The sequence below is a fragment of the Nocardioides sp. Z21_20 genome, assembly GCF_059766585.1.
Window position 1 is genome coordinate 23998 of sequence record NZ_JCBAJX010000009.1, and the last position, 21854, is coordinate 45851.

Here is a 21854-nt window from a genome sequence, read left to right on the forward strand (position 1 = left end):
CTCAGGCGCCGTAGCCACCGTCCACGTCGAGCTTCTGTCCCGACACGAACGCCGCCCGGTCGCTGGCCAGGAAGCAGACGGCCTCGGCCACGTCGACGGCGTTGCCGAAGCGCCGCAGCGGGATGTTGGCGCGAGTCACGGCGAGGGCGCGCTCGCCGAGCTCGCCGGACTCGATCAGCCGCGCGGCCATCCCGTCGGTGAGCATGCCGGGGCCGACCGCGTTGACCCGCACGCCGTAGCGGCCCTCCTCCACGGCCAGCGCCCGCACCATCGCCTCCACCGCCGCCTTGGGCACCGAGGAGAGCCCGTCGCGCACCGGGAAGCGGCTGGTCGCGGCCGTGGTCACCGCGACCACCGAGCCCTCCGCCGCGCGCAGCAGCGGCAGGGCCGGGTGCACGACGTTGAAGAAGCCGGCGGCGTCGGCGTCGAGCTGGGTGGCCAGCTCGCTGGGGGCCACCGTGGAGAGGTGGCGCATCGGCACGTGCGGGCCGGCCGCGTGCACCAGGGTGTGCAGCCCGCCGTGCCGCTCGGCGACGGCGGCCACGACCCGGGCCGCGTCGTCGGGTGAGGACACGTCGAGCTGATGCGCGGAGGCCTGCACGCCCCACTCGCGCACCGACGCCGCGACCGCGGCGCCCACCTCCGCGCGGGTGCGGTAGGTCAGCGCGACGTCGGCTCCCCGGCGGGCGAGCATCCGGGCGATCGAGAGGCCGATGCCTCCGCTGCCGCCGACCACCAGCGCACAGCCGGGCCGTTCGGCGAAGTCGAGGGGGTCGGGCATCAGGCCTCCTGAGCGGTGAACTCGATCGAGTGCCAGCCGGTCACGCCGTCCGGCAGGGGCTCGGTCTCGACGCCAGTCTGCACGTCGCCGTTCTTGTCGATGGCGCGGACCATGGCGATGTGGTCGCCCGGCGGCACGTCGAAGGTGATCGCCCACTGCACCCAGGTGTCGTCGTTGGGGGCCGCGGCGACGTCGGCGTGGAACCACTCGCTGCCGTCGATGGTGACCTCCACGGCCGAGACGCCCACGGGCGGCGCCCAGGCCACGCCTCCGAAGCGGACCAGCCCGGCGGGCTGGTCCTCGCCGTCGCGGGGTACGTCGATGCGCGAGGCGATCTTGACCGGCGCCTCGAGCGCCCACCCCCGGCTGGGCCAGTAGGGGTCCATCCGGTCGAGGCGGGTCACCTCGATGTCCACGACCCACTTGCACGCCGACGCGTAGCCGTACACGCCCGGGACCACGCTGCGCGCCGGGGACCCGTGCTCGACCGGGAGCGGCTCGCCGTTCATCGCCACCGCGAGCATGGCCGCGTCGACGCCGTCGATCGCGGTGAGCGGGGTCCCGCAGCTCCAGCCGTCCTGCGAGGTCTGCAGGATGGCGTCGGCCTCGGGGAGCACGCCCGCCTCGGCGAGCAGCACGTGCAGCGGCACGCCGCTCCACCAGGCGTTGCCGACCTGGTCGCCTCCCACCTCGCTGGTCACGCAGACGAGCGTCACCCAGGCCTCGCTCATCGGCCGGGTCAACAGCTCCTCGTAGCTGAGCACGACCTCGCGCTCGACCATCCCGTGGATGCGCAGGAACCACGCGTCGGGGTCGATGGAGGGCGGCACGAGCACCGTCTCGACGGTGAAGAACTTGTCGGTGCGGGTGCGCCACGGCGCGACGCCGGCGAGCCCGATCCGCGCGTCGGCCGGGGCCAGCGGCTTGGAGACTCCGGCGATCCGCAGGAGCTTGCGCTTGCGCTCGACCAGCTGGCGGCCCTTGCCCCAGGTGCTGGCCGCGACGCTGAGCGCGACCGACCCGGCGGTCACCACCCCGGCGCGCACCAGGAACGAGCGGCGGTCGTGCTCGACCTGCGCCAGGCTGCGCGCCCGCGGGGGCTCGGGCGACTGGGGCTGGGCCGGCTCGGGCTGGGGCTGGGGCTGGGCGGGGTGGGTCGGGACGGGCTGGGGCTGGGTCGGCTGGGGCTGGGTCGGCTGGGGCTCCTCGAGGCGGCCCGCACGCAGCGCCCGGGCCCACCGGCGCAGCGGCCGGGTGAGCAGCAGCAGCATCACCACCCAGGTGAGGAGCGCGACGAGCACCGGGATCTGGTCGTACCAGTTCGTGGCCGGCAGGGCGATCACCGCCAGCGCGGCGAGGCCGGCGAGCGGGACGAGGACCACGCACGAGAGCCACCAGTGCCGCTCGGCCAGGCGCCCGGCGTACCCGAAGACGGTGCCGAGGACCAGCACCACCACCAGCACCGTGACCGGTGTGCGCAGCGTGCCGACCAGCGCGTCGAAGCGCCCGTCGAGCTCGCCCGGGGCCAGGAAGGACAGCGCCTCGCCCGCCGCGCCCAACGGCGACTCGACGGTGAGCAGGCGGGCTGCCGCGTGGCTCGTCGCCAAACCGGCCAGACCGGCGACGATGCCGCTCAGGGCCCACAGGCGACGAGGGGTATGCACTCGGTGATTCTTGCTCAGGCATGATCGGTGCGTGAACGACACCCCTCGCCTCCCGCGCGTCGGCCTCGGTACCGACGTCCACCGTCTCGTCGACGGGACGCCGATGCACCTGGGCGGTCTGGCCTGGCCGGAGGAGCCGCAGGGGCTCGAGGGTCACTCCGACGCGGACGTGGCCGCGCACGCCGCCTGCGACGCGCTGCTCTCGGCTGCCGGGCTGGGCGACCTCGGCAGCAACTTCGGCACCGCGGAGCCCGAGTGGGCAGGTGCCTCCGGGGTCACCCTGCTCGCCGAGACCGCCCGCCGCGTCCGTGCCGCCGGCTTCGAGATCGGCAACGTCGCGGTCCAGGTGATCGGCAACCGTCCCCGGATCGGGCCGCGCCGCGCCGAGGCCGAGACGGCGCTCTCCCAGGCGGCCGGCGCGCCCGTGACCCTCTCCGCCACGACCACCGACGGGCTCGGTCTGACTGGCCGGGGCGAGGGCGTGGCCGCCGTCGCCACCGCCCTCGTCGTCTAGCGGCCCGGGGACACCGCGCGGACTGCCCGCGTCGCCGCCCACCGTGCGCGGGCCTCGTGGCCGGCGTCGTCGCAGGCACGTCGCTCAGGCGACCCGAGGGGCCTGCTTGCGGTGACCCACCATCACCACACCGTCGACGATCCGTACGTCGTAGGCCGGGACCGAGACGCCGGCGTCGTCCAGGCACTGCCCCGAGCGCAGGTCGAAGGCGTTCTTGTGCGTCGGCGAGGCCACGAACGGCACGTCCCCGCGGGTGCCGACGATGCCGCGCGCGAGCACCGAGGCCTTCGCGAACGGGTCGTGGTTGCCGAGCGCGTAGACCTGGTCGTCGGAGGTGCGGAAGATCGCCACGGCCTGGCCGTGGACGAGCGCCGTGGCGCCGCGCTCGACCTCCAGCTCGTCGACCCGGCAGACGGGGTGCCACTCCTCTCGCGAGCTCGCATTGGGACTCATGGTGCTCCTACCGGGATGGTGCTACCGAGATGTACCGACTCGTCGACGTCGACGAAGGACTTCAGCGCCACCCGGTCGTGGCCGGGATGCGGCATGCGATGTCCTTCCTGGTGCGTTGACGGTAGGGGTCGCGTGTGTGGTGGCGGTTTCACCGTGTTACGACCGTGATAACGCGTGCGCACGCGCCGACAGGCCCCCGAGGCCGCCGGGCCGAGCGCCGTCCGGGCTAGCATCACCTCGTGCGTGCCGCCGTCGTCATCCTCGCCGCCGGGTCCGGCACCCGTGTCGGCGCCGACCGCAACAAGGTCCTGCTGCCGCTGCTCGACGCCCCGGTGGTGACGTGGTCGGTGCGCCAGGCGCTGAGCGTGCCCGATGTCGCGCACGTGGTCGTGGTCGCGCGTCCCGGCGAGGAGGAGGACGTGCGCGCGGCGGTCGAGGCGCACATCGGCACCGCCGAGGTCCTCCTGGTCACCGGTGGCGAGTCCCGCCACGCCTCCGAGGCACGCGCGCTGCGGGCGCTGGCCGCGCAGATCGAGGCCGGCGAGATCGACGTGGTGGCCATCCACGACGGGGCCCGCCCGCTGGCCGGGCCCTCGCTGTTCGCCGCGACGCTGCGCGCGGCTCGCGACCACGGCGGCGCGCTGCCCGTCGTACCGCTCGATCAGCTGGTGGGCCGCGACGGCTCCGCAGTGCCGCTGGCCGACGGCGAGGCGCTGGTGGCGGTGCAGACCCCTCAGGCGTTCCGGGCCCGCGACCTGTTGGCTGCCTACGCCGCGGCCGAGGTCGCCGGCTTTGAGGGCACCGACACCGCGAGCTGCCTGGAGCGCTGCGGCGGCGTCGAGGGGGCCCCGGTCCGGATCGTCGCGGTCGACGGGAGCCCGCTCAACATCAAGATCACGTTCCCCGAGGACGTCTCCCTGGCCGAGTCGCTGGCCTGACCCACGCTCGCCGGGCCCACGCTCGCCGGGGCCACGCTCGCCGGGGCCTGTGGCTCCCGCCCGGGCGGTTGCCCGGGACTCAGGCGGTGGTCATCGCCTCGAGCAGTCGAAGGTCGTCGGTGGAGCTGATCCGGCGGCCCTGGGCCGGAGCCTGGCTGAAGACGAGCGGGAAGCGCGCGCGCAGCTGGGTCACCAGCGTCGCGAAGTCGAGGGAGGGCAGCGCCTCGAGCGCGGCGACCACGGCGGGCGGCAGCACGATCGGGGAGGCGACCGCGACCAGCTCGGCCCGGTCGAGGGTGCGGCCGACGCTGGGCACCCCGTCCTGGCCGGTGACCACCTTGACCGTGTCGGTGACGGGCCGGACCCCGACCACCACACACGAGCGCTCCACCGCGAGCTCGAGGCAGTGCTGCAGGAACTCGGCGGGGACCAGGGGGCAGAGCGGGTCGTGGAGCACGAAGGGCTCCCCCGACGCCTGCACCTCACTCCACGGCGTGCCGGTGTCGACGGCGGTGACCCCGGCGTCGCCCAGCGCCCAGGCCGCGCACGCGACCAGGGACTCGCCGTGCACCAGCGCGAAGGGCAGCGAGCCGCGCCCCTCCTCCACCACCGCGCCGAGGGCGCTGAGCGGCTCGTCGTCGTACGCCGCGAAGGGCTGCGGCTCGGGCGCATCGTGCGGAGTGGTCATCAAGCAGCCCCAGTCGTTCGTGGTGCGGGTGTCGGGTGGTGCGGGTGGTACGGGGGTGGAGTCGGTGCGGCCAAGGTAGGCCGACCGGGGACGACGAAGGCCCCCGGGGTCTCCCCCGGGGGCCTCACATCGTCGATCTCGGACAGCGTCCGAGGATCAGCTCACTCAGGAGGCGAGGACCTCATCGAGGATCGCCTCGGCCTTGTCCTCGTTCGTCCGCTCGGCCAGGGCCAGCTCGGAGACGAGGATCTGTCGCGCCTTGGCCAGCATCCGCTTCTCGCCGGCCGACAGACCACGGTCACGCTCGCGGCGCCAGAGGTCGCGCACGACCTCGGACACCTTCATCACGTCACCGCTGTGCAGCTTCTCGAGGTTGGCCTTGTAGCGCCGCGACCAGTTTGTGGGCTCCTCGACGTGCGCGGCACGGAGGACGTCGAACACGCGGTCGAGACCCTCCTTGTCGACGACGTCGCGGACCCCGACCAGGTCGAGGTTGCAGGCCGGCACGCGGACGACCAGGTCCTGCTGGGCGACGATGCGCAGCACGAGGTACTGCCGGTCCTCACCCTTGATGGTCCGCATCTCGATGTCCTCGATGACTGCGGCCCCGTGATTCGGATAGACAACCGTTTCGCCGACGGTGAAAGTCATATGTCAGGTACCCCTTTCCAGACCACTATGTTAACACGTGATCCGGCTTACGGGGACCGCGTTTCTGCAGGTCAGACGCCCAATCAGGGCTTGACAGATCGCGGGTCGATGTGTTGCCCAACGAATTTGGGGCCGTTCCGGCCGCGCGTGGACAGCCTGTGGACACACGCAGAGACACTCGGAGTTACCCCTGTCCCGACGATTGGGCCGCGCCCCTGTCGTCAGCGCCGGTGTTGGTCGATACTGCACCCATGCCGCCCACCCTGCGCAGGCTGCGACGCAGTCCCTCGACCTCCGATGCCCGCCCACCCGAGGCCAGCGCCCCCGCATCCTCGAGCCCCGAGACGCAGCCGGACAAGACGCAGGACAAGAAGGCCCCCGGCACCCCGCGCCCCGCCGGGAAGCCGGCCGAGCCGGCGTCCGGGGCCCCCGAGCCGGGCCGGCACTTCTCCGGCTTCCGGCACCCGCGGCTGGCGCTGCTGCGGGCCGCCCACCCCCGCCAGGCCGTGCTCACCGCGCTCGCGCTCGCCGTCGCCGCCGCGCTCTCCGGGCGCTCCGGGCGGGAGGTGGGCCTGGTCCTGCTCACCGTGCTGGTGGGCCAGGTGGTGCTGGGCTGGCACAACGACCTTGTCGACCGGGCCCGCGATCGTGCCGACGACGCCCCCCGCAAACCGCTCGCCCACGAGCAGATCGACCCGGGCACGGTGTGGTTCGCGCTCGCCTGCGGGGTGCTGCTGGTCGTCCCGCTGGCGGTGGCCAACGGGGTGACGGCCGGCAGCTACTACCTGGGGTCGCTGGCCATCGGCCTGCTCGGCAACCTCGTGCTGCGCGGCACCGTGCTGTCCTGGCTGCCCTGGGCAGCCTCGTTCGCGCTGTACCCCGCCTTCCTCTCCTACGGAGGCTGGGGCGGTCAGGCCACCGGCAGCCCGCCGGAGCCGCTGCTCGTCGTACTGGCCGGGCTGCTGGGCGTGGGCGTCCACTTCCTCAAGGCCCTGCCGGGCCTGGTCGGCGACAACCGGGCCGGGCTGCGCCATCTGCCGCTGCGCATCGCCCTGCGCACCGGGGCGCCGCGCCTGCTGTGGGCCTCGATCGCCTGGACCGCGCTCGTCGTGGCCGGGCTGGTGTGGGCCGGGCTGACGGTAGGCCTCGCACGCTGACCGAGGCGCTCGGCGCTAGGCTGTGTCTGCACCCTGCCTCCCGGCCCTGCCCGACAGGCCGACGACGACCGCGAAGGTATCGAAGACCACGATGATCACCCGACGCAGCCTCGCGCTGGCCACCGGCGCCCTGGCGCTCGCCGTTCCGACCCTCTCCTCCTGCGGTTTCGACTACGCCACCGACCAGGTGTACACGCCGGCCCACGGGGTCAACGACCGCGACGGCGACGTCGACGTGCTGGGCGCGGTCATCGTGGCCAGCGACGACGACTCCGGCACCTTCATCGCCAGCTTCGCGAACAACTCGCCCACCGAGGAGGCCTCCGTGACCTCCTTCGCCGGCGCCGGCGACGACTCGTCCCTGACCGCACCGAGCTTCAAGCCGATCGAGATCCCCGCGGGCGGCTTCGTCTCGCTCTCGCAGGAGGGTGGCATCGAGGTCGAGGGCGACTTCAGCCACGGTGACTTCGTCGAGATCGTGCTCGAGTTCGGCAACAGCGAGAAGAGCGAGATCAAGATCCCCGTGGTCCCGAACGCCGGGGACTTCGCCGACCTCGACGGCCCCGCCCCGGCTGTCAGCGAGACGCCCGAGACCGAGAGCGAGACCGAGGACCACTGATGACCTACACCCTCATCCTCCTGCGCCACGGCGAGAGCGACTGGAACGCCAAGAACCTCTTCACCGGCTGGGTCGACGTCGACCTCACCGAGAAGGGCCGCCGGGAGGCCGCGAACGGCGGCGTGCTGATGCGCGAGGCCGACCTGCTCCCCGACGTGGTCCACACCTCGTTGCAGCGCCGCGCGATCACCACCGCGAACCTGGCCCTCGACGTCGCCGACCGGCACTGGATCCCGGTGCGCCGTTCCTGGCGCCTCAACGAGCGCCACTACGGCGCCCTGCAGGGCAAGAACAAGAAGGAGACCCTGGAGGAGTACGGCGAGGAGCAGTTCATGCTCTGGCGCCGCAGCTTCGACGTGCCGCCGCCGCCGCTGGACGACGCCAGCGAGTTCTCCCCGGCCCACCTGCCGCAGTACGCCGACCTCGGCGACGAGCTGCCGCGCAGCGAGTGCCTCAAGGACGTCATCGCCCGGATGCTGCCCTACTGGGAGTCCGGCATCGTCCCCGACCTGCGCGCGGGCAAGACGGTCCTGGTGGCCGCGCACGGCAACAGCCTGCGCGCGGTGGTCAAGCACCTCGACGGCATCAGCGACGCCGACATCGCCGGGCTGAACATCCCCACCGGCATGCCGCTGGTCTACCGCCTCGACAGCGACCTCAAGCCCACCGTCCCCGGTGGCGAGTACCTGGACCCGGAGACCGCCGCCGCCGCGGCCGCGGCCGTCGCCAACCAGGGGCGCTGAGCCTGCGCCTCGGCGGCGTCCCACCCCTCGCCGTTTGGTCCCCAACGGAGCGATTTCTCACGGAATCACCTCCGTTGGGGACCAAACGGCGGGGGTTTCTTCGTTTCCCGGCCCCGGCGACTCAGACGTCGGCGAGGTACGGCGCCTCGCCGGTGACCACGAACACCACCCGGTTGGCGACCGACACGGCGTGGTCGGCGATGCGCTCGTAGTAGCGGCCCAGCAGGGCGATGTCGACCGCCGCCTCGACGCCGTGGCTCCAGTCCGCGGAGAGCAGCTCGCTGAAGCTGGTACGTCGCAGCCGGTCCATCTCCTCGTCGACGACGCTCAGCTCCCGGGCCCCCTCGACGTCGCGCTCGGAGATGATCCGGGCGATCTCCTCGACCATCGTCTCCGCGACCGTGGCCATCCGGCCGATCAGCGGTCGCAGCTCCTCGGGCACGGCGACGTGGGGCACCCGCAGCCGGGCGATCTTCGCCACGTGCACCGACAGGTCCCCCATCCGCTCCAGGTCGGCGACCATCCGCAGCGCCGCCACGATCGTGCGCAGGTCCCCGGCGACCGGCTGCTGCAGGGAGAGCAGCGCGAACGCCCGGTCCTCGAGCCGCTCGCGGGCGAGGTCGATCTCGGCGTCGCCGGTGATGACGCCCTCGGCAAGGCCGGCATCACCCTCCAACAGGGCCGCGGTGGCGCGCCGTACGGCGAGCCCCACGGTGGTCGCGATCTGGTGCAGATCGCCGAACATGGAATCGAGCTGGTCGGTGTAGGCCTCGCGCATGCGGCGACCCTAGGCCGCGCCGGTGACACCAGGGAGCGGTGAGATGAACGCACGATGAACACTCCCGCAGCCCCTCGTCCCGGCCCGGACCCGCCTGCGCGACTGCGTAACATTCAGCCCGTGGACCCGACGACGCAGGCGCTGCTGGCCGCCATCCTCGGGGCCGTCGTCGCCGGCAGCGCGGTCCTCGCCTGGCACGTCAGCGAACGTCAGCAGCGTCGCCTCCCCGAGCTGGAGGAGCCGATCGTCTCCGCAGACGTGCGCACCGTGCTCTCGGTGCTGCGCAGCAGTGCCGTCGTCCTCGACACCGACGACGTCGTGCGCAAGGCCTCGGCCCCGGCGTACGCGCTCGGTCTGGTCCGCGGGGCCCGGCTCGTCCACGAGGAGCTGGCCGAGCTGGTCCACCAGGTCCGCCGCGACGGCCAGATCCGCGAGTCCGACCTCGTCATCGCCGGCGGCCTCGGCGTGCCGCAGCGCCACGTCAGCGCCCGGGTCGCCCCACTGAGCTCGCGGCTGGTGCTGGTCCTGGTCGAGGACCGGACCCGCGAACACCGCATCGAGGCGGTCCGGCGCGACTTCGTCGCCAACGTCAGCCATGAGCTCAAGACCCCGGTGGGCGCCATCAAGCTGCTGGCCGAGGCCGTCGACGAGGCGGCCGAGGACCCCGAGGCGGTACGCCGCTTCGCGGGGCGGATGGTCACCGAGAGCGACCGGCTGACCATGCTCGTCCAGCAGGTCATCGAGCTGTCCCGGCTCCAGGCCGACGACCCGCTGGAGACCACCCAGCCGGTGCCGGTGTACGAGGTCCTGGCGCGGGCGGTGGACGCCAGCTCCACCGACGCAGGCTCGCGCGGCATCGCCGTGGTGACCGACGCGCCCGAGGACCTGATGGTGCTCGGCAGCCCCGACCAGATCGCGCTGGCGGTGAGCAACCTGGTGGCCAACGCGGTGACCTACTCCCCCGCCGGCTCGACCGTCGCGGTGGGCGCGCGCGGCACCGACGGCGAGGTGGAGATCTCCGTGGTCGACCAGGGCATCGGCATCTCGCCCGACGACCTCGAACGCATCTTCGAGCGCTTCTACCGCGTCGACCCGGCCCGGCGTCGCTCCACCGGCGGCACCGGGCTCGGCCTCTCGATCGTCAAGCACGTCGCCTCCACCCACGGCGGGGAGGTCCGGGTCTGGTCGGTCGAGGGCCAGGGGTCTACGTTCAGCCTGACCCTTCCCCGACCGGCCCAGGAGACAACACTGTGACGCGGGTACTCGTCGTCGAGGACGAGGAGAGCTACGGCGACGCGCTCTCCTACATGCTGCGCAAGGAGGGGTTCGAGGTCGCTCTCGCCACCACCGGCCCCGAGGCGCTCAGCGAGTTCGAGCGGCACGGCGCCGACATCGTGCTGCTGGACCTGATGCTGCCCGGCCTCTCGGGCACCGAGGTGTGTCGACGGATCCGCGCCACCTCGCACGTGCCGGTGATCATGGTGACCGCCAAGGACGACGAGATCGACAAGGTGGTCGGGCTCGAGCTGGGCGCCGACGACTACGTCACCAAGCCCTACTCCCCGCGTGAGCTGGTCGCCCGGATCCGGGCCGTCCTGCGCCGCGGCGGCGAGCCTGACCAGGAGCCGGCCGCCCTCGAGGCAGGGCCGGTGCGGATGGACGTGGAGCGGCACAAGGTGACCGTCGACGGTGCCGAGCAGCGCTTCCCGCTCAAGGAGTTCGAGCTGCTCGAGATGTTCCTGCGCAACCCCGGCCGGGTGCTCACCCGGGGACAGCTCATCGAGCGGGTCTGGGGTGCCGACTACGTGGGCGACACCAAGACTCTCGACGTGCACGTCAAGCGGCTGCGCGCCAAGCTCGAGCCGGAGCCGTCCGTGCCGCGCTACCTCGTCACCGTGCGGGGACTGGGCTACAAGTTCGAGGTGTAGCGCGCCCGGCCCGGCCGACCCGGCCCGGCCCGCGTCGTACCCACGGGGAACTGGCAGCACCTCGCGTATCGACGTCCGGAAACCGCGTGTCGGGCGGCTCGCGCGCGACCTAGGCTCCGTGGGGTGACTCTGACCCGTACCGGTACCGGCCACGCGACGGCACCCACGCGCGCGTGGCTGCCCGTGGCTGCCGCGACGGTGACGCTGGTCTTCTGGGCCTCGGCGTTCGTCGCGATTCGCCACCTGGGCAGCGACGTACCGCCCGGAGCGCTGTCGCTGGGCCGGCTGCTGGTCGCCGCCGTCGTGCTCGCCGCCCTGCTCGCCCGGCGACCGCGCACCTGGCCCGAACGACGCGACTGGCCGCTGCTGGTGCTGTGCGGGGTCGCCTGGCTGGGTGTCTACAACCTGGCCCTCAACGAGTCCGAGCGCCGCATCGACGCCGGCACCGCGGCGCTGATCGTCCAGGTCGGCCCGATCATCGTGGCGCTGCTGGCGACGGTGTTCCTCGGCGAGCGGCTCACCCGGTGGCTGGTCATCGGCATGGTGGTGGGCTTCGCCGGCGTGCTGATCATCGCCCGCGGCTCGGCCGGTCACGCCGACGGCGACGTGGTCGGGGTGCTGCTCGCCGCCGTCGCCGCGGTGACGTACGGCGTGGGCGTGCTGGCCCAGAAGCCGCTGCTCGCGCGCCTCCCACCGCTGGAGGTGACGTTCCTGGCCACCGTCATCGGCGCCGCGGTCTGCCTGCCCTGGGCCGGGCAGCTCGTCGAGGTGACCCGCGAGGCGTCGGCGTCCACGCTGCTGTGGATCGTCTATCTCGGGGTCTTCCCGACGGCGATCGCGTTCACCACCTGGGCCTATGCGCTGGCGCGCACCGACGCCGGCAAGATGGCGCTGACGACGTTCCTGGTGCCGCTGTTGGCCACGCTGATGGCGTGGGCCGCGCTCGACGAGGTGCCGCCGGCGCTGGCGTTCCTGGGCGGCGCACTGTGCATCGGCGGCGTCCTGCTCACCCGCCGCTCCGCCCGCCCGCGCCCGGCCCAGGCGGCGCCCGAGGACGTCGTACCGGGCTGAGCGGGCGGGCCTGAAGCGGGCGGGCCTGATGCGGGGCGAGCCGTCACTGGCGCCGCGACACGCCGCGCAGAAGGTCGAGGGAGTGACGGGTCGCGGGGGTGGGGGGAGGCTGGGGCTGGGGGCTGGGGGTCAGGGGGTGGGCTGGGGGGCCTCGTCGCCGGCCTCGAGCCAGCCGCGGAAGGCCTCGAGGTTGCGGGTCGACTCGCCACGCAGCTTGCGCCACTCCCACTCCTTGCGGATGGAGGAGGCGAAGCCGAGCTCGAGGATGGCGTTGAACGAGTCGTCGGCGTACGACAGCACCGCGCCGACCAGCCGGTCCAGCTCCTCGGGGGTGATCGAGGCGAGCGGGAGCCGGGCGTCGAGGTAGATGTCGCCCAGCCGGTCGACCGCGAACGCGACGGCGTAGAGCCGCAGGTTGCGCTCGAGCAGCCAGCGGTAGACGCGCTCGTGGTTCTCGTCGGGCTTGCGGCACACGAAGGCGTGCACCCCGAGGGCGTGCGGGCCCACGTCGAGGCGCATCGGCACCTGCAGCTTCTTCTCCCCCGGCACGGTCAGCGTGAAGACGCCCTCGGAGGGCTCCTGGTGCTCGATCTCGGCTGCGCTCAGGTAGTCGCGGACCACCTGGACCTGTTCGGCGCTCACGACGCGACCTCCTGCTTCATCTGGGCTCGCGCCCGACGGTAGACCGCGAGCGTGCGCTCGGCGGTCGCCTCCCAGGCGAACTGGGACGCCTGGCGCACGGCGCCCTCGCACAGCCGCGCATGCAGGCCCTCGTCCTCGAGCACCCGGCGCAGCGCGGCGGCCCAGTCGCGGGGCTCGTGCCCCTCGACCAGCAGCCCGCTGTGGCCGTCGCGCACGACGGTGGTGAGGCCCCCCACTGCGGCGGCGACGACCGGGGTGCCGGTGGCCTGGGCCTCGGCGGCGACCAGGCCGAAGGACTCGTTGTAGGACGGTACGGCGACCAGGGTCGCGGCCGCGCACCAGCGGGCCAGCTCGTCCTGGGCGACCGGCGGGACGAACCGGACCACATCGTGCAGACCGAGCTCGTCGGCGAGCTGGGCCAGCGACTCGGGATGCTCCAGACCGCTGCCGGAGGGGCCGCCCACGATCGGCACCACCAGGCGCGAGCGCAGCGCCGGGGACTGCTCGATGAGCACCGCGACCGCCCTCAGCAGCACGTCGGGGGCCTTGAGGGGCTGGATGCGGCCGGCGAAGAGCAGCACGTGCGCGTCGGCCGGCAGGCCCAGGCCGGCGCGTGCTCGGGTGCGGTCGAGGGGCCGGAAGACGTCGAGGTCGACGCCGGGGTGGACGACCTCGACCCGCGCCGGCTCCGCGTCGTACAGGTTGATCAGCTGCTTGGCCTCGAGGTCGGTGTTGGCGATGAGCATGTCGGCGGCCTCGACCACCTGCTCCTCCCCGATCAGCCGGGCGGCGGGCTCGGGGACGTCGCCGGCGGCGAGCGCCTCGTTCTTGACCTTCGCCATCGTGTGCATCGTGTGCACCAGCGGCACGCCCCAGCGGTCGCGGGCCAGCGCACCGACCTGCCCGGAGAGCCAGTAGTGGGAGTGCACGGCGTCGTAGTGGCCGAGCGGCTGGGCGGCCTCGGCGCGCAGTACCTCGCGGGCGAACACGCACAGCTGGCCGGGCAGCTCCGCCTTGCCCAGGCCCTCGAAGGGGCCGGCGTGGATGTGGCGCACCAGGATCCCGTCCTCGACCTGCACCAGCGGCGGCAGCCGCGAGGACGTCGCGCGGGTGAAGATGTCGACGGCGATCCCGCGCTGGGCCAGTCGCCGGGAGAGCTCGAGGACGTAGACGTTCATCCCGCCGGCGTCGCCGGTGCCGGGCTGGTCCAGGGGTGAGGTGTGCAGGCTGATCATCGCCACCCGGGAGACGTCGCCGGACATCTGCTCACCGCGGACGTGGAGGGCGGGCTCGCTGCCCCGGCGCACTCGCGCAAGCTTCACGTGATCCCTTCCGTCGCTCCTGCGGGATCGAGTCCCGCAGTCTGAACCACGGAGGATTCTCCTGGATTCCCCAAGCGCGCGCCTCAGCGGGCATGGCTTCCGCGCGGCGCCCGCCGCGAGGGCGGCGCCGCCCGGCGCCCCCGCGGCTCGGCGGGAGCCGCGGTCCCGGCCCACCACAGGCAGGCCAGCGCGACCAGCGCACCCGCGAAGGCGTCGACGACGTGCGCGTCGGCGAGGCCGCCGTCCGCGACCGGGCGCACCAGCGCGAACACCGACCAGACCAGGAGCGGGAGCGCCGCCCCCACGACGACACGCAGCCACAGCGGCGCCCGGCGCACCATCGCGACCCCGATCCCGGCCAGCGCCACCGCGAGCAGGACCAGACCGGCCCAGTAGAGCCCGTCGAGCTGGCCCGCGGTGGTGCGCTCACCGCGCGACAGCGCCGAGCGGGCGATCCAGGCTCCGGCGCCCAGAACGCCGGCGATGCCCACGGTGCTCCTCAGAGTCATGGGGTGACACTCCCAAAGACAACCCGAAGAGACAACGGGGGTTGACACACCGTGGGCGACTCCCACCTCGCGGTGCCCCGACCGAGGGCCGGCGTGCCCCGGGCGCACCGGTGACCCGCCCCGCTGCGGCGCGCGAATACCTGGGTGTCGCCGCGCGGTCACCGCGTCGATGCAACACTGATCCCGTGCAGACCATCGGACTCATCGGCGGCATGAGCTGGGAAAGCAGTGCCGTCTACTACCGCGACCTGAACCTCGGTGTGGAGAAGCGACTCGGCGGCTACTCCTCCGCCAAGAGCGTGCTGTCCTCCGTGGACTTCGCCGAGGTGACCTCCCTGCAGCGCGAGGAGCGGTGGGACGACCTCGCCGAGGTCGTCGCCGAGGCGGCCCGCGGCGTCGAGCGGGCGGGAGCGGACTTCCTCCTGCTGTGCACGACGACCTTCCACCGGGTCGCCGACCAGGTGGCGGCCGCCGTGGACATCCCGCTGCTCCACCTCGCCGACGTGATCGCCGAGGCGTGCAAGCGCGAGGGGCTCAGCTCCGTCGGGTTCCTGGGTACGGCGTTCTCGATGGCCGACGGCTTCTTCACCGACCGCATCGCCTCCCACGGCCTGCAGGTCGTCGTACCCGACCCCGAGCAGCACGAGCGGGTCGACCGGATCATCTACGACGAGCTGGTCCACGGCCGGGTCCTGGACGCCTCGCGCCGCGAGATCGTCAAGCTCGTCGACCAGCTCTGGGACAAGGGAGCCGGCGGCGTCGTCCTCGGCTGCACCGAGCTCGAGCTCCTGGTCAAGCAGGCCGACGTGGAGCTCCCGCTCTTCCCGAGCACGGCCCTGCACGTCTCGGCTGCGCTCGACCGCGCCCTGGGCTGAGGCGTACGGGGCCGTCGGCGCCTCAACCCGTCGCCGTTTGGTCCCCAACGGGAGCGAAAACCGGCATCCGGCATCCGTTTCCGCCCAATCGGCGACCCCACCGTCCCCGAGACAGCGAATCACCCTCCGTTGGGGACCAAACGGCGACGAAAACCGGCGCCAGCCATCCGTCTCCGCCCAATCGGCGACCCCCACCGTCCTCCGCCCCACCACCCCTCCTCACTCCCGCGGCACCGACTACGGTGCCGCCTCGTCGGGTAGCGCCAACGAGGCCAGGCGCCGGAGGTCGTCGGTGAGGTGCTGCTCGCCGACCGCGACCGTGTGGTCGTCGAGGACGAAGGAGTAGACGTAGCGGTCGGGGTGCGCGGGGGTCTGGATGAGGCCGGTGAGCTCGACGCGGCCGAGCAGGTCGCGGGCCTCGGCGACCCGAGGATCGTCACCGTCGAGGTCGAGGCGTCCCGCGGTGGTCTGCCCGACGAAGCCGCCCGAGCGCCGCACTTCGAGCACATGGGCGGCGGCGACCTGTCCGGCGCCGTCGACCGGGGCCGTGGGCGCGCCGGACCGGGACGGCTCGACCGCCTGCCCACCGGGCACCGCCGCCCCCGCGGGCACCGCCGCCCCCGCGGGCACCACTCCCACCTGCGCCCAGGCCGACGCGACCGCCTCCCGATGCGCGCCCGCCACCGCGAGCGTCGCGGCGGCGAACGACGCGAAGCCGGTGCCGGGGCCGACGTCGCCGGAGGTCAACGCGTCGTACCAGACCCTGCCGGCGCCGTCCCACGACGAGCCGCCGATCGCCACCGCCGCCAGCTGGAAGGCGCGGTTGGGGATGCCGGAGTTGAGGTGCACTCCGCCGTTGTCGTCCTGGGTCTCCACGTAGTCGTCGAGGTGGCCGACCTGCGGGTCGCGCCCCAGCACCGGGTCGTCGTACGCCGTGCCGGGCGCGGCCAGGTCGCGCAGGCCGCGGGCCCGCACCCCCGGCAGGAACAGCCCCTCTCCGATCAGCCAGTCGCCCTCGGCCGCCTGCTGCCCGAGCAGGCGCTGCTTGAGGCAGGAGGCGAACGCGTCGGACAGCGACTCGTTCAGGGCGCCGGGCTGGTCCTGGTAGGCCAGGTCCGCGGCGTGCTGGACCACGCCGTGCCCGAACTCGTGGGCGAGCACGTCGACCGGCTTGGTGAACCGCTCGAAGACCCGGCCGTCGCCGTCGCCGAAGACCAGCTGGGTGCCGTCCCAGAAGGCGTTGGCGTAGTCGCGGCCGTAGTGGACGGTGAGGCTCACCGGTGCGCCGCGGCCGTCGTAGGAGTCCCGCCCCCACACCTCGGCGAAGAGCGCGAGCGTGGCGGCGATGCCGGCCGCCGCCTCGTCGACCGCCGCGTCCCCGCTCGCCGGCTCCCCCGCGGCCCGCGCCGGCATCCCCGGCAGGGCGGTGCCGCCGCCCGCGGTGTGCACCGTCCACGCGGGCGCCTGCGCTGCCACCAGCAGCTCCGGGGGCGCGTCCCGGGCGGTGCGGGCGGCGCGCAGCTGCTCGTCGAGCACCAGCGTCTCGCGGCACGGGTCCGCCGCGGCGAGGGCGGACGACTCCTCGGCGCAGGCGGCGGCGATGTGCTCCAGGAGATAGGACGGCACGAACTGGCAGCTCATGGGGCCACCCTCCGCCCCACCACCGACACTGCGCAACGGTCCGAGGGCGATCGGGGTTTCGGAGCCTGTGGGGCTCGGCGACTAGACTGCTACGGGCCCCGCTGGGCCCTCCATAGAAGCCCTACAGAACGGCGCCGCTCACCCATGTCTGGAACCACCGCACGCAACGACCTCAGGAACGTCGCCATCGTCGCGCACGTCGACCACGGCAAGACCACCCTGGTGGACGCGATGCTGCGCCAGGCCGGGGCCTTCTCCGCCCACCAGGCCGAGAGCGTCGCCGAGCGCGTCATGGACTCCGGCGACCTCGAGCGCGAGAAGGGCATCACGATCCTCGCGAAGAACACCGCGGTGCACTACGCCGGCCCGGCCGCCGACGGCAAGCCGATGGTCATCAACATCATCGACACCCCCGGCCACGCCGACTTCGGTGGCGAGGTGGAGCGCGGCCTGTCGATGGTCGACGGCATCGTGCTGCTCGTCGACGCCTCCGAGGGCCCGCTGCCGCAGACCCGGTTCGTGCTGCGCAAGGCGCTCAACGCCGACATGCCGGTGGTCCTGGTCGTCAACAAGACCGACCGCAGCGACGCCCGGATCGCCGAGGTCGTCGACGAGACCTACGAGCTCTTCATGGACCTGCTCGACGAGTCGCACAGCCAGGACGCCCTCGACTTCCCGGTGGTCTACGCCTCCGGTCGCGCCGGTGTCGCCGGCCTGGAGCAGCCCGAGAACGGCGCGCTGCCCGACTCCCCCGACCTCGAGCCGCTCTTCAAGACGATCCTCGACACCATCCCGCCGCCGATGTACAACGAGGGCGCCCCGCTGCAGGCCCACGTCACCAACCTCGACGCCTCGCCGTTCCTGGGTCGTCTCGCGCTGGTCCGCGTCCACCAGGGCACCCTGCGCAAGGGCCAGAACGTCGCCTGGATGCGCACCGACGGCACCGTCAAGACCGTGAAGATCACCGAGCTGCTGGTCACCGAGGGCCTCGAGCGGGTCCCCGGCACCGAGGCCGGCCCCGGCGACATCGTCGCCATCGCCGGCATCCCGGAGATCATGATCGGCGAGACCCTGGCCGACCCGGAGAACCCGATCGCGCTGCCGCTGATCTCGGTCGACGAGCCCGCCATCTCGATGACCATCGGCACCAACACCTCGCCGCTGGTCGGCCGGGTCAAGGGCTCCAAGGTCACCGCCCGCCTGGTCAAGGACCGCCTCGACTCCGAGCTGGTCGGCAACGTGTCGCTGCGCGTGCTGCCCACCGAGCGTCCCGACGCCTGGGAGGTCCAGGGCCGTGGCGAGCTGGCGCTGGCCATCCTGGTCGAGCAGATGCGCCGCGAGGGCTTCGAGCTGACCGTGGGCAAGCCCCAGGTGGTCACCAAGGAGGTCAACGGCAAGGTCCACGAGCCCGTGGAGCGCCTCACCATCGACGCCCCTGAGGAGTACCTCGGCGCGATCACCGAGCTGCTCGCCGCCCGTAAGGGCCGCATGGAGCAGATGACCAACCACGGCACCGGCTGGGTCCGGATGGAGTTCCTGGTTCCGGCCCGCGGCCTGATCGGCTTCCGCACCGAGTTCCTCACCGAGACCCGCGGCACCGGCATCGCCCACCACATCTTCGAAAAGTACGAGCCGTGGGCCGGCGAGATCCGCTCGCGCAACAACGGCTCGCTGGTGGCCGACCGCAAGGGCGCCGCCACGGCGTACGCGATGACCAACCTGCAGGAGCGCGGCGTGATGTTCGTCGAGCCCACCACCGAGGTCTACGAGGGCATGATCGTCGGCGAGAACTCCCGCGCCGACGACATGGACGTCAACATCACCAAGGAGAAGCAGCAGACCAACATCCGCTCGGCCACCTCCGACAACTTCGAGAAGCTGATCCCGCCGAAGAAGCTGTCGCTGGAGCAGTGCCTGGAGTTCTGCCGCGACGACGAGTGCGTCGAGGTGACCCCGGAGATGGTCCGCATCCGCAAGGTGGTGCTGGACGCCAACGAGCGCGCCAAGACCGCCTCGCGCGCCCGCAAGGCCAACAAGTAGGAACCCGCTGCACCGCACCCCCGCGAGCCGGTGGCCGCGCCGGACATCCTCCGGCCGGCCACCGGCTCGCGGCGTCTCAGCCCTCGCCGGGCGCGCGGCTCACGCGGAGAGGCGCGCTCCGGTGTGGGTGTCGAAGACGTGTACGGCGCCCGGGTCGATGACCAGCTGGATCGGGGCGCCCTTCTGCAGCTGGGGCCGCCCGGTGAGCCGGACCACCGCCTGCGAGGGGGTGTCGTCGGGGGTGGCCTCGTCGTCCACCAGGGCGTAGAGGAACGCGTCCGCGCCGAGCTCCTCGACGATCGTGACGGTGACCGGCAGCCCCACCTCGTCCGCGCCGCCGAGCCGCCAGGCGTCCGGCCGGACGCCCAGGGTCACGTCGCCGGTCGCCTGCGCCGCGACGTGGCGCTCCAGCGGGATCTCGTAGCCGCCGATCCAGGCGTGGCCGTCCGCGACCTTGGCCGGCAGCAGGTTCATCGCCGGGGAGCCGATGAAGCCTGCCACGAAGAGGTTGACCGGCCGGTCGTAGAGGCCCAGCGGGGTGTCGACCTGCTGGAGCAGACCGTCCTTCATCACCGCGACCCGGTCGCCCATCGTCATCGCCTCGACCTGGTCGTGGGTGACGTAGACGGTGGTGGTCCCCAGGCGCTGCTGCAGGGCCGCGATCTGGGTGCGCGTGGAGACGCGCAGCTTGGCGTCGAGGTTGGACAGCGGCTCGTCCATGCAGAAGACCTGGGGCTGACGGACGATCGCGCGCCCCATCGCGACGCGCTGGCGCTGACCGCCCGAGAGCGCCTTGGGCTTGCGGTGCAGGTACTCGGTGAGGTCGAGCAGCCGCGCGGCCTCGGCCACCCGCCGGGCGCGCTCCTCCTTGCCGACCCGGGCGACCTTGAGCGCGAAGCCCATGTTCTCCGCGACGGTCATGTGCGGGTAGAGCGCGTAGTTCTGGAACACCATCGCGATGTCGCGGTCCTTGGGCGCCTCGTTGCTCACGTCGCGGTCCCCGATCAGGATCCGGCCGGCATCGACGCTCTCCAGGCCGGCCAGCATCCGCAGCGAGGTGGACTTGCCGCAGCCCGACGGGCCCACCAGCACCATGAACTCGCCGTCCTCGATCTCGAGGGACAGGTCGTCGACCGCGGGCCGGTCGGTGCCGGGGTAGCGGCGCTGTGCGTGCTCGAAGCTGACCGTGGCCATGGGGGTCCCTTCAGTGCGGAGTCCGTCGCCCGAAGCGGGCCGGACAGAGCTGTTCTCGCCAAGGTACGACGCGCGCCGCGCCGCGTCTAGTGGGAGCGCTCTCAGCGGGACCAAAGTCCCGATTCACGCTGAGACTTGGCGCTCTCTTGACACCGAATGTGACGGCTGTCATGGTGACGAACGGCGATCAATGGAAGCGCTCCCACACCCTTTCACGCTTGACCGCCCGCCCCGTCGCCCACCCTGGGCGGACGGCACGTGAGGGCAGGAGAGAACGGTGCACACGAGGCAGAGCAGGCGAGCACGACTCGCCATCGGCGTGTTGACGACGCTGGCGCTGGGCGCCACCACGGCCGCGTGCGGCGGCGGCAGCGACCCGAAGGAGTCCGCAGAGCAGGAGAAGCTCGCCGACGGCGAGTCCGTCACCATCACCACGTTCGGCGAGTTCGGCTACGACGCGCTGATCGACGAGTGGAACAAGGCCAACCCCGACATCCAGGTCGAGCAGACCAAGGTGTCCAAGTGGGACGACTGGAAGGCGGAGATCACCACCAGCCTGCAGGCCGGCGGCAAGGGCCTGCCCGACATCGTCTCGGTCGAGGGTGACTACATGCCGGCCGTGGTGGCCGCTCCCGACGTCTGGGTCGACCTGGCCCAGTCCGAGGTCGAGGGCCGCTGGCTGGACTTCAAGGAGGCCGAGGCCACCACCGACGACGGCCAACTGCTCGGCTACGCGACCGACGCCGGCCCGGAGGCCATCTGCTACCGCAAGGACCTCTTCGAGGCCGCCGGCCTGCCCAGCGAGCGCGAGGAGATCGCCGCCCGGATGGGCACCTGGGAGGACTACTTCGCCCTCGGCGAGGAGTTCAAGAAGAAGTCGAACGCCCACTTCTACGACGCCAGCGGGTCGATCGCCCAGGCGATGCTCAACCAGGTCGAGTTCCCGTTCGAGACCGCCGACAACGAGGTGGACGTGAGCGGTGAGGAGCTGAAGGCGATCTGGAAGGACGTCACCTCGCACACCAGCCTGGGCAGCAAGGCCGTCCAGTGGAGCCCCGACTGGACCTCCGCGTTCAAGAAGCCGGGCATCGCGACGATCGCCTGCCCCGGCTGGATGCGCAGCAACATCAAGGAGAACACCGGCGACCCGGCCCCCAAGGGCGTCGTCTGGGACATCGCCGACGTCTTCCCCGGCGGCGGCGGCAACTGGGGCGGCTCCTACCTGACGATCCCCAAGGTCTCGAGCCACCAGGCCGAGGCGAAGGAGTTCATCACCTGGATCACCGCTCCCGAGCAGCAGGCCAAGGTCTTCGAGCTGACCGGCAACTTCCCCTCGCAGGTCGAGGCGCTCGAGAACGAGACCGTCCTCGCCGCCACCGACGAGTACTTCAACAACGCGCCGGCCGGCGAGATCTTCTCCAGCCGCGCCGCGGCGATCACCGTCCAGCCGCACCACGGCCCGCTGTACTCGGACATCCTGCAGAAGTTCCAGGACGCCATCAACCGCGTCGACCAGGGCACCGCGCCCGACAAGTCCTGGAAGACCTTCGAGCAGGACGTCGCCTCGCTGCAGTGATCGCGCTCCCCCGAGCCTACTGATCACGCTCCGCCCAGCAGCACTCGGAGCGTCGGGCCGCTCGAAGCTC

General features: G+C 72.5%; 22 protein-coding genes. 11 read left to right on the forward strand and 11 right to left on the reverse strand.

All coding sequences use genetic code 11. From position 1 onward, the window contains the following. Position 1: 1 nt before the first annotated feature. Positions 2-781 (reverse strand): SDR family NAD(P)-dependent oxidoreductase, encoded by a 780-nt coding sequence (locus AC6EH9_RS14295; RefSeq protein WP_498424055.1) that lies wholly within the window; start codon positions 779-781, stop codon positions 2-4. Then, a complete protein-coding gene (locus tag AC6EH9_RS14300; protein ID WP_498424056.1) occupies positions 781-2445 on the reverse strand; it encodes a molybdopterin-dependent oxidoreductase in 1665 nt (554 codons plus the stop codon). The genes AC6EH9_RS14295 and AC6EH9_RS14300 overlap by 1 nt, the downstream gene beginning before the upstream one ends. Positions 2446-2476: 31 nt before the next feature. Here AC6EH9_RS14300 and ispF point away from each other — a divergent pair, with 31 nt between their 5' ends. After that, positions 2477-2959, forward strand: coding sequence for a 2-C-methyl-D-erythritol 2,4-cyclodiphosphate synthase (gene ispF, locus AC6EH9_RS14305; protein ID WP_498424058.1), 483 nt, complete (start codon positions 2477-2479; stop codon positions 2957-2959). A gap of 84 nt (positions 2960-3043) precedes the next feature. On the opposite strand, the gene nirD is transcribed toward ispF, so the two are convergent. Next, complete coding sequence (nirD, locus tag AC6EH9_RS14310) at positions 3044-3412, reverse strand: nitrite reductase small subunit NirD (protein ID WP_498424059.1); 369 nt, start codon at positions 3410-3412, stop codon at positions 3044-3046. Positions 3413-3651: 239 nt separating this feature from the next. Between nirD and AC6EH9_RS14315 the strand changes: the two genes are divergently transcribed. Continuing rightward, on the forward strand, positions 3652-4350 hold the full coding sequence (locus AC6EH9_RS14315; protein WP_498424061.1) for an IspD/TarI family cytidylyltransferase: 699 nt from the start codon (positions 3652-3654) through the stop codon (positions 4348-4350). Positions 4351-4429: 79 nt separating this feature from the next. Here the strand turns inward: AC6EH9_RS14315 and AC6EH9_RS14320 are convergent, their stop codons facing one another. Then, positions 4430-5038, reverse strand: coding sequence for a 2-C-methyl-D-erythritol 4-phosphate cytidylyltransferase (locus tag AC6EH9_RS14320; protein ID WP_498424063.1), 609 nt, complete (start codon positions 5036-5038; stop codon positions 4430-4432). Positions 5039-5203: 165 nt separating this feature from the next. Beyond that, a complete protein-coding gene (locus AC6EH9_RS14325) occupies positions 5204-5689 on the reverse strand; it encodes a CarD family transcriptional regulator (RefSeq protein WP_498424065.1) in 486 nt (161 codons plus the stop codon). A 251-nt stretch (positions 5690-5940) separates the two neighbouring features. On the opposite strand from AC6EH9_RS14325, the gene AC6EH9_RS14330 reads away from it, so the two are divergent. From AC6EH9_RS14330 to AC6EH9_RS14340, 3 genes are all read left to right on the forward strand, one after another. After that, a complete protein-coding gene (locus AC6EH9_RS14330; RefSeq protein ID WP_498424066.1) occupies positions 5941-6846 on the forward strand; it encodes a UbiA family prenyltransferase in 906 nt (301 codons plus the stop codon). A 91-nt stretch (positions 6847-6937) separates the two neighbouring features. After that, positions 6938-7465 carry a hypothetical protein gene (locus tag AC6EH9_RS14335; RefSeq protein WP_498424068.1) on the forward strand — a complete coding sequence of 176 codons (528 nt, stop codon included), beginning with the start codon at positions 6938-6940 and terminating at the stop codon, positions 7463-7465. Continuing rightward, positions 7465-8208: a phosphoglyceromutase gene (locus AC6EH9_RS14340; protein ID WP_498424070.1), complete on the forward strand. Its 744-nt coding sequence runs from the start codon at positions 7465-7467 to the stop codon at positions 8206-8208. Before AC6EH9_RS14335 ends, AC6EH9_RS14340 begins: the two co-directional genes overlap by 1 nt. Before the next feature lie 121 nt (positions 8209-8329). On the opposite strand, the gene phoU is transcribed toward AC6EH9_RS14340, so the two are convergent. After that, positions 8330-8986, reverse strand: a complete 657-nt coding sequence (phoU, locus tag AC6EH9_RS14345; protein WP_498424071.1) for a phosphate signaling complex protein PhoU — start codon at positions 8984-8986, stop codon at positions 8330-8332. A 120-nt stretch (positions 8987-9106) separates the two neighbouring features. Between phoU and AC6EH9_RS14350 the strand changes: the two genes are divergently transcribed. The 3 genes from AC6EH9_RS14350 (at position 9107) to AC6EH9_RS14360 (ending at position 11985) form a co-directional block, all read left to right on the forward strand. After that, positions 9107-10240, forward strand: a complete 1134-nt coding sequence (locus AC6EH9_RS14350; RefSeq protein WP_498424072.1) for a sensor histidine kinase — start codon at positions 9107-9109, stop codon at positions 10238-10240. Then, positions 10237-10914, forward strand: coding sequence for a response regulator (locus AC6EH9_RS14355; RefSeq protein ID WP_498424073.1), 678 nt, complete (start codon positions 10237-10239; stop codon positions 10912-10914). Before AC6EH9_RS14350 ends, AC6EH9_RS14355 begins: the two co-directional genes overlap by 4 nt. A 123-nt stretch (positions 10915-11037) precedes the next feature. Continuing rightward, a complete protein-coding gene (locus AC6EH9_RS14360) occupies positions 11038-11985 on the forward strand; it encodes a DMT family transporter (RefSeq protein WP_498424074.1) in 948 nt (315 codons plus the stop codon). A 129-nt stretch (positions 11986-12114) separates the two neighbouring features. Here AC6EH9_RS14360 and AC6EH9_RS14365 read toward each other — a convergent pair whose 3' ends face one another. The 3 genes from AC6EH9_RS14365 to AC6EH9_RS14375 form a co-directional block, all read right to left on the reverse strand. Continuing rightward, entirely contained in the window at positions 12115-12627 is a 513-nt protein-coding gene (locus tag AC6EH9_RS14365; RefSeq protein ID WP_498424075.1) for a type III secretion system chaperone family protein, read from the reverse strand. Continuing rightward, entirely contained in the window at positions 12624-13949 is a 1326-nt protein-coding gene (gene mshA / locus AC6EH9_RS14370; protein ID WP_498424076.1) for a D-inositol-3-phosphate glycosyltransferase, read from the reverse strand. The genes AC6EH9_RS14365 and mshA overlap by 4 nt, the downstream gene beginning before the upstream one ends. 83 nt (positions 13950-14032) lie before the next feature. Then, a complete protein-coding gene (locus AC6EH9_RS14375) occupies positions 14033-14458 on the reverse strand; it encodes a hypothetical protein (protein ID WP_498424077.1) in 426 nt (141 codons plus the stop codon). A gap of 185 nt (positions 14459-14643) precedes the next feature. Here AC6EH9_RS14375 and AC6EH9_RS14380 point away from each other — a divergent pair, with 185 nt between their 5' ends. After that, complete coding sequence (locus AC6EH9_RS14380) at positions 14644-15333, forward strand: aspartate/glutamate racemase family protein (RefSeq protein ID WP_498424078.1); 690 nt, start codon at positions 14644-14646, stop codon at positions 15331-15333. A gap of 237 nt (positions 15334-15570) precedes the next feature. Here AC6EH9_RS14380 and AC6EH9_RS14385 read toward each other — a convergent pair whose 3' ends face one another. Continuing rightward, a complete protein-coding gene (locus AC6EH9_RS14385; RefSeq protein WP_498424079.1) occupies positions 15571-16974 on the reverse strand; it encodes a protealysin inhibitor emfourin in 1404 nt (467 codons plus the stop codon). Between the two features lie 144 nt (positions 16975-17118). On the opposite strand from AC6EH9_RS14385, the gene typA reads away from it, so the two are divergent. Continuing rightward, a complete protein-coding gene (typA, locus tag AC6EH9_RS14390; RefSeq protein WP_498424081.1) occupies positions 17119-19014 on the forward strand; it encodes a translational GTPase TypA in 1896 nt (631 codons plus the stop codon). A gap of 99 nt (positions 19015-19113) precedes the next feature. Here the strand turns inward: typA and AC6EH9_RS14395 are convergent, their stop codons facing one another. Beyond that, positions 19114-20208 (reverse strand): ABC transporter ATP-binding protein, encoded by a 1095-nt coding sequence (locus tag AC6EH9_RS14395; protein WP_498424082.1) that lies wholly within the window; start codon positions 20206-20208, stop codon positions 19114-19116. A 277-nt stretch (positions 20209-20485) separates the two neighbouring features. On the opposite strand from AC6EH9_RS14395, the gene AC6EH9_RS14400 reads away from it, so the two are divergent. After that, a complete protein-coding gene (locus tag AC6EH9_RS14400) occupies positions 20486-21784 on the forward strand; it encodes an ABC transporter substrate-binding protein (protein WP_498424083.1) in 1299 nt (432 codons plus the stop codon). Positions 21785-21854 lie beyond the last annotated feature (70 nt).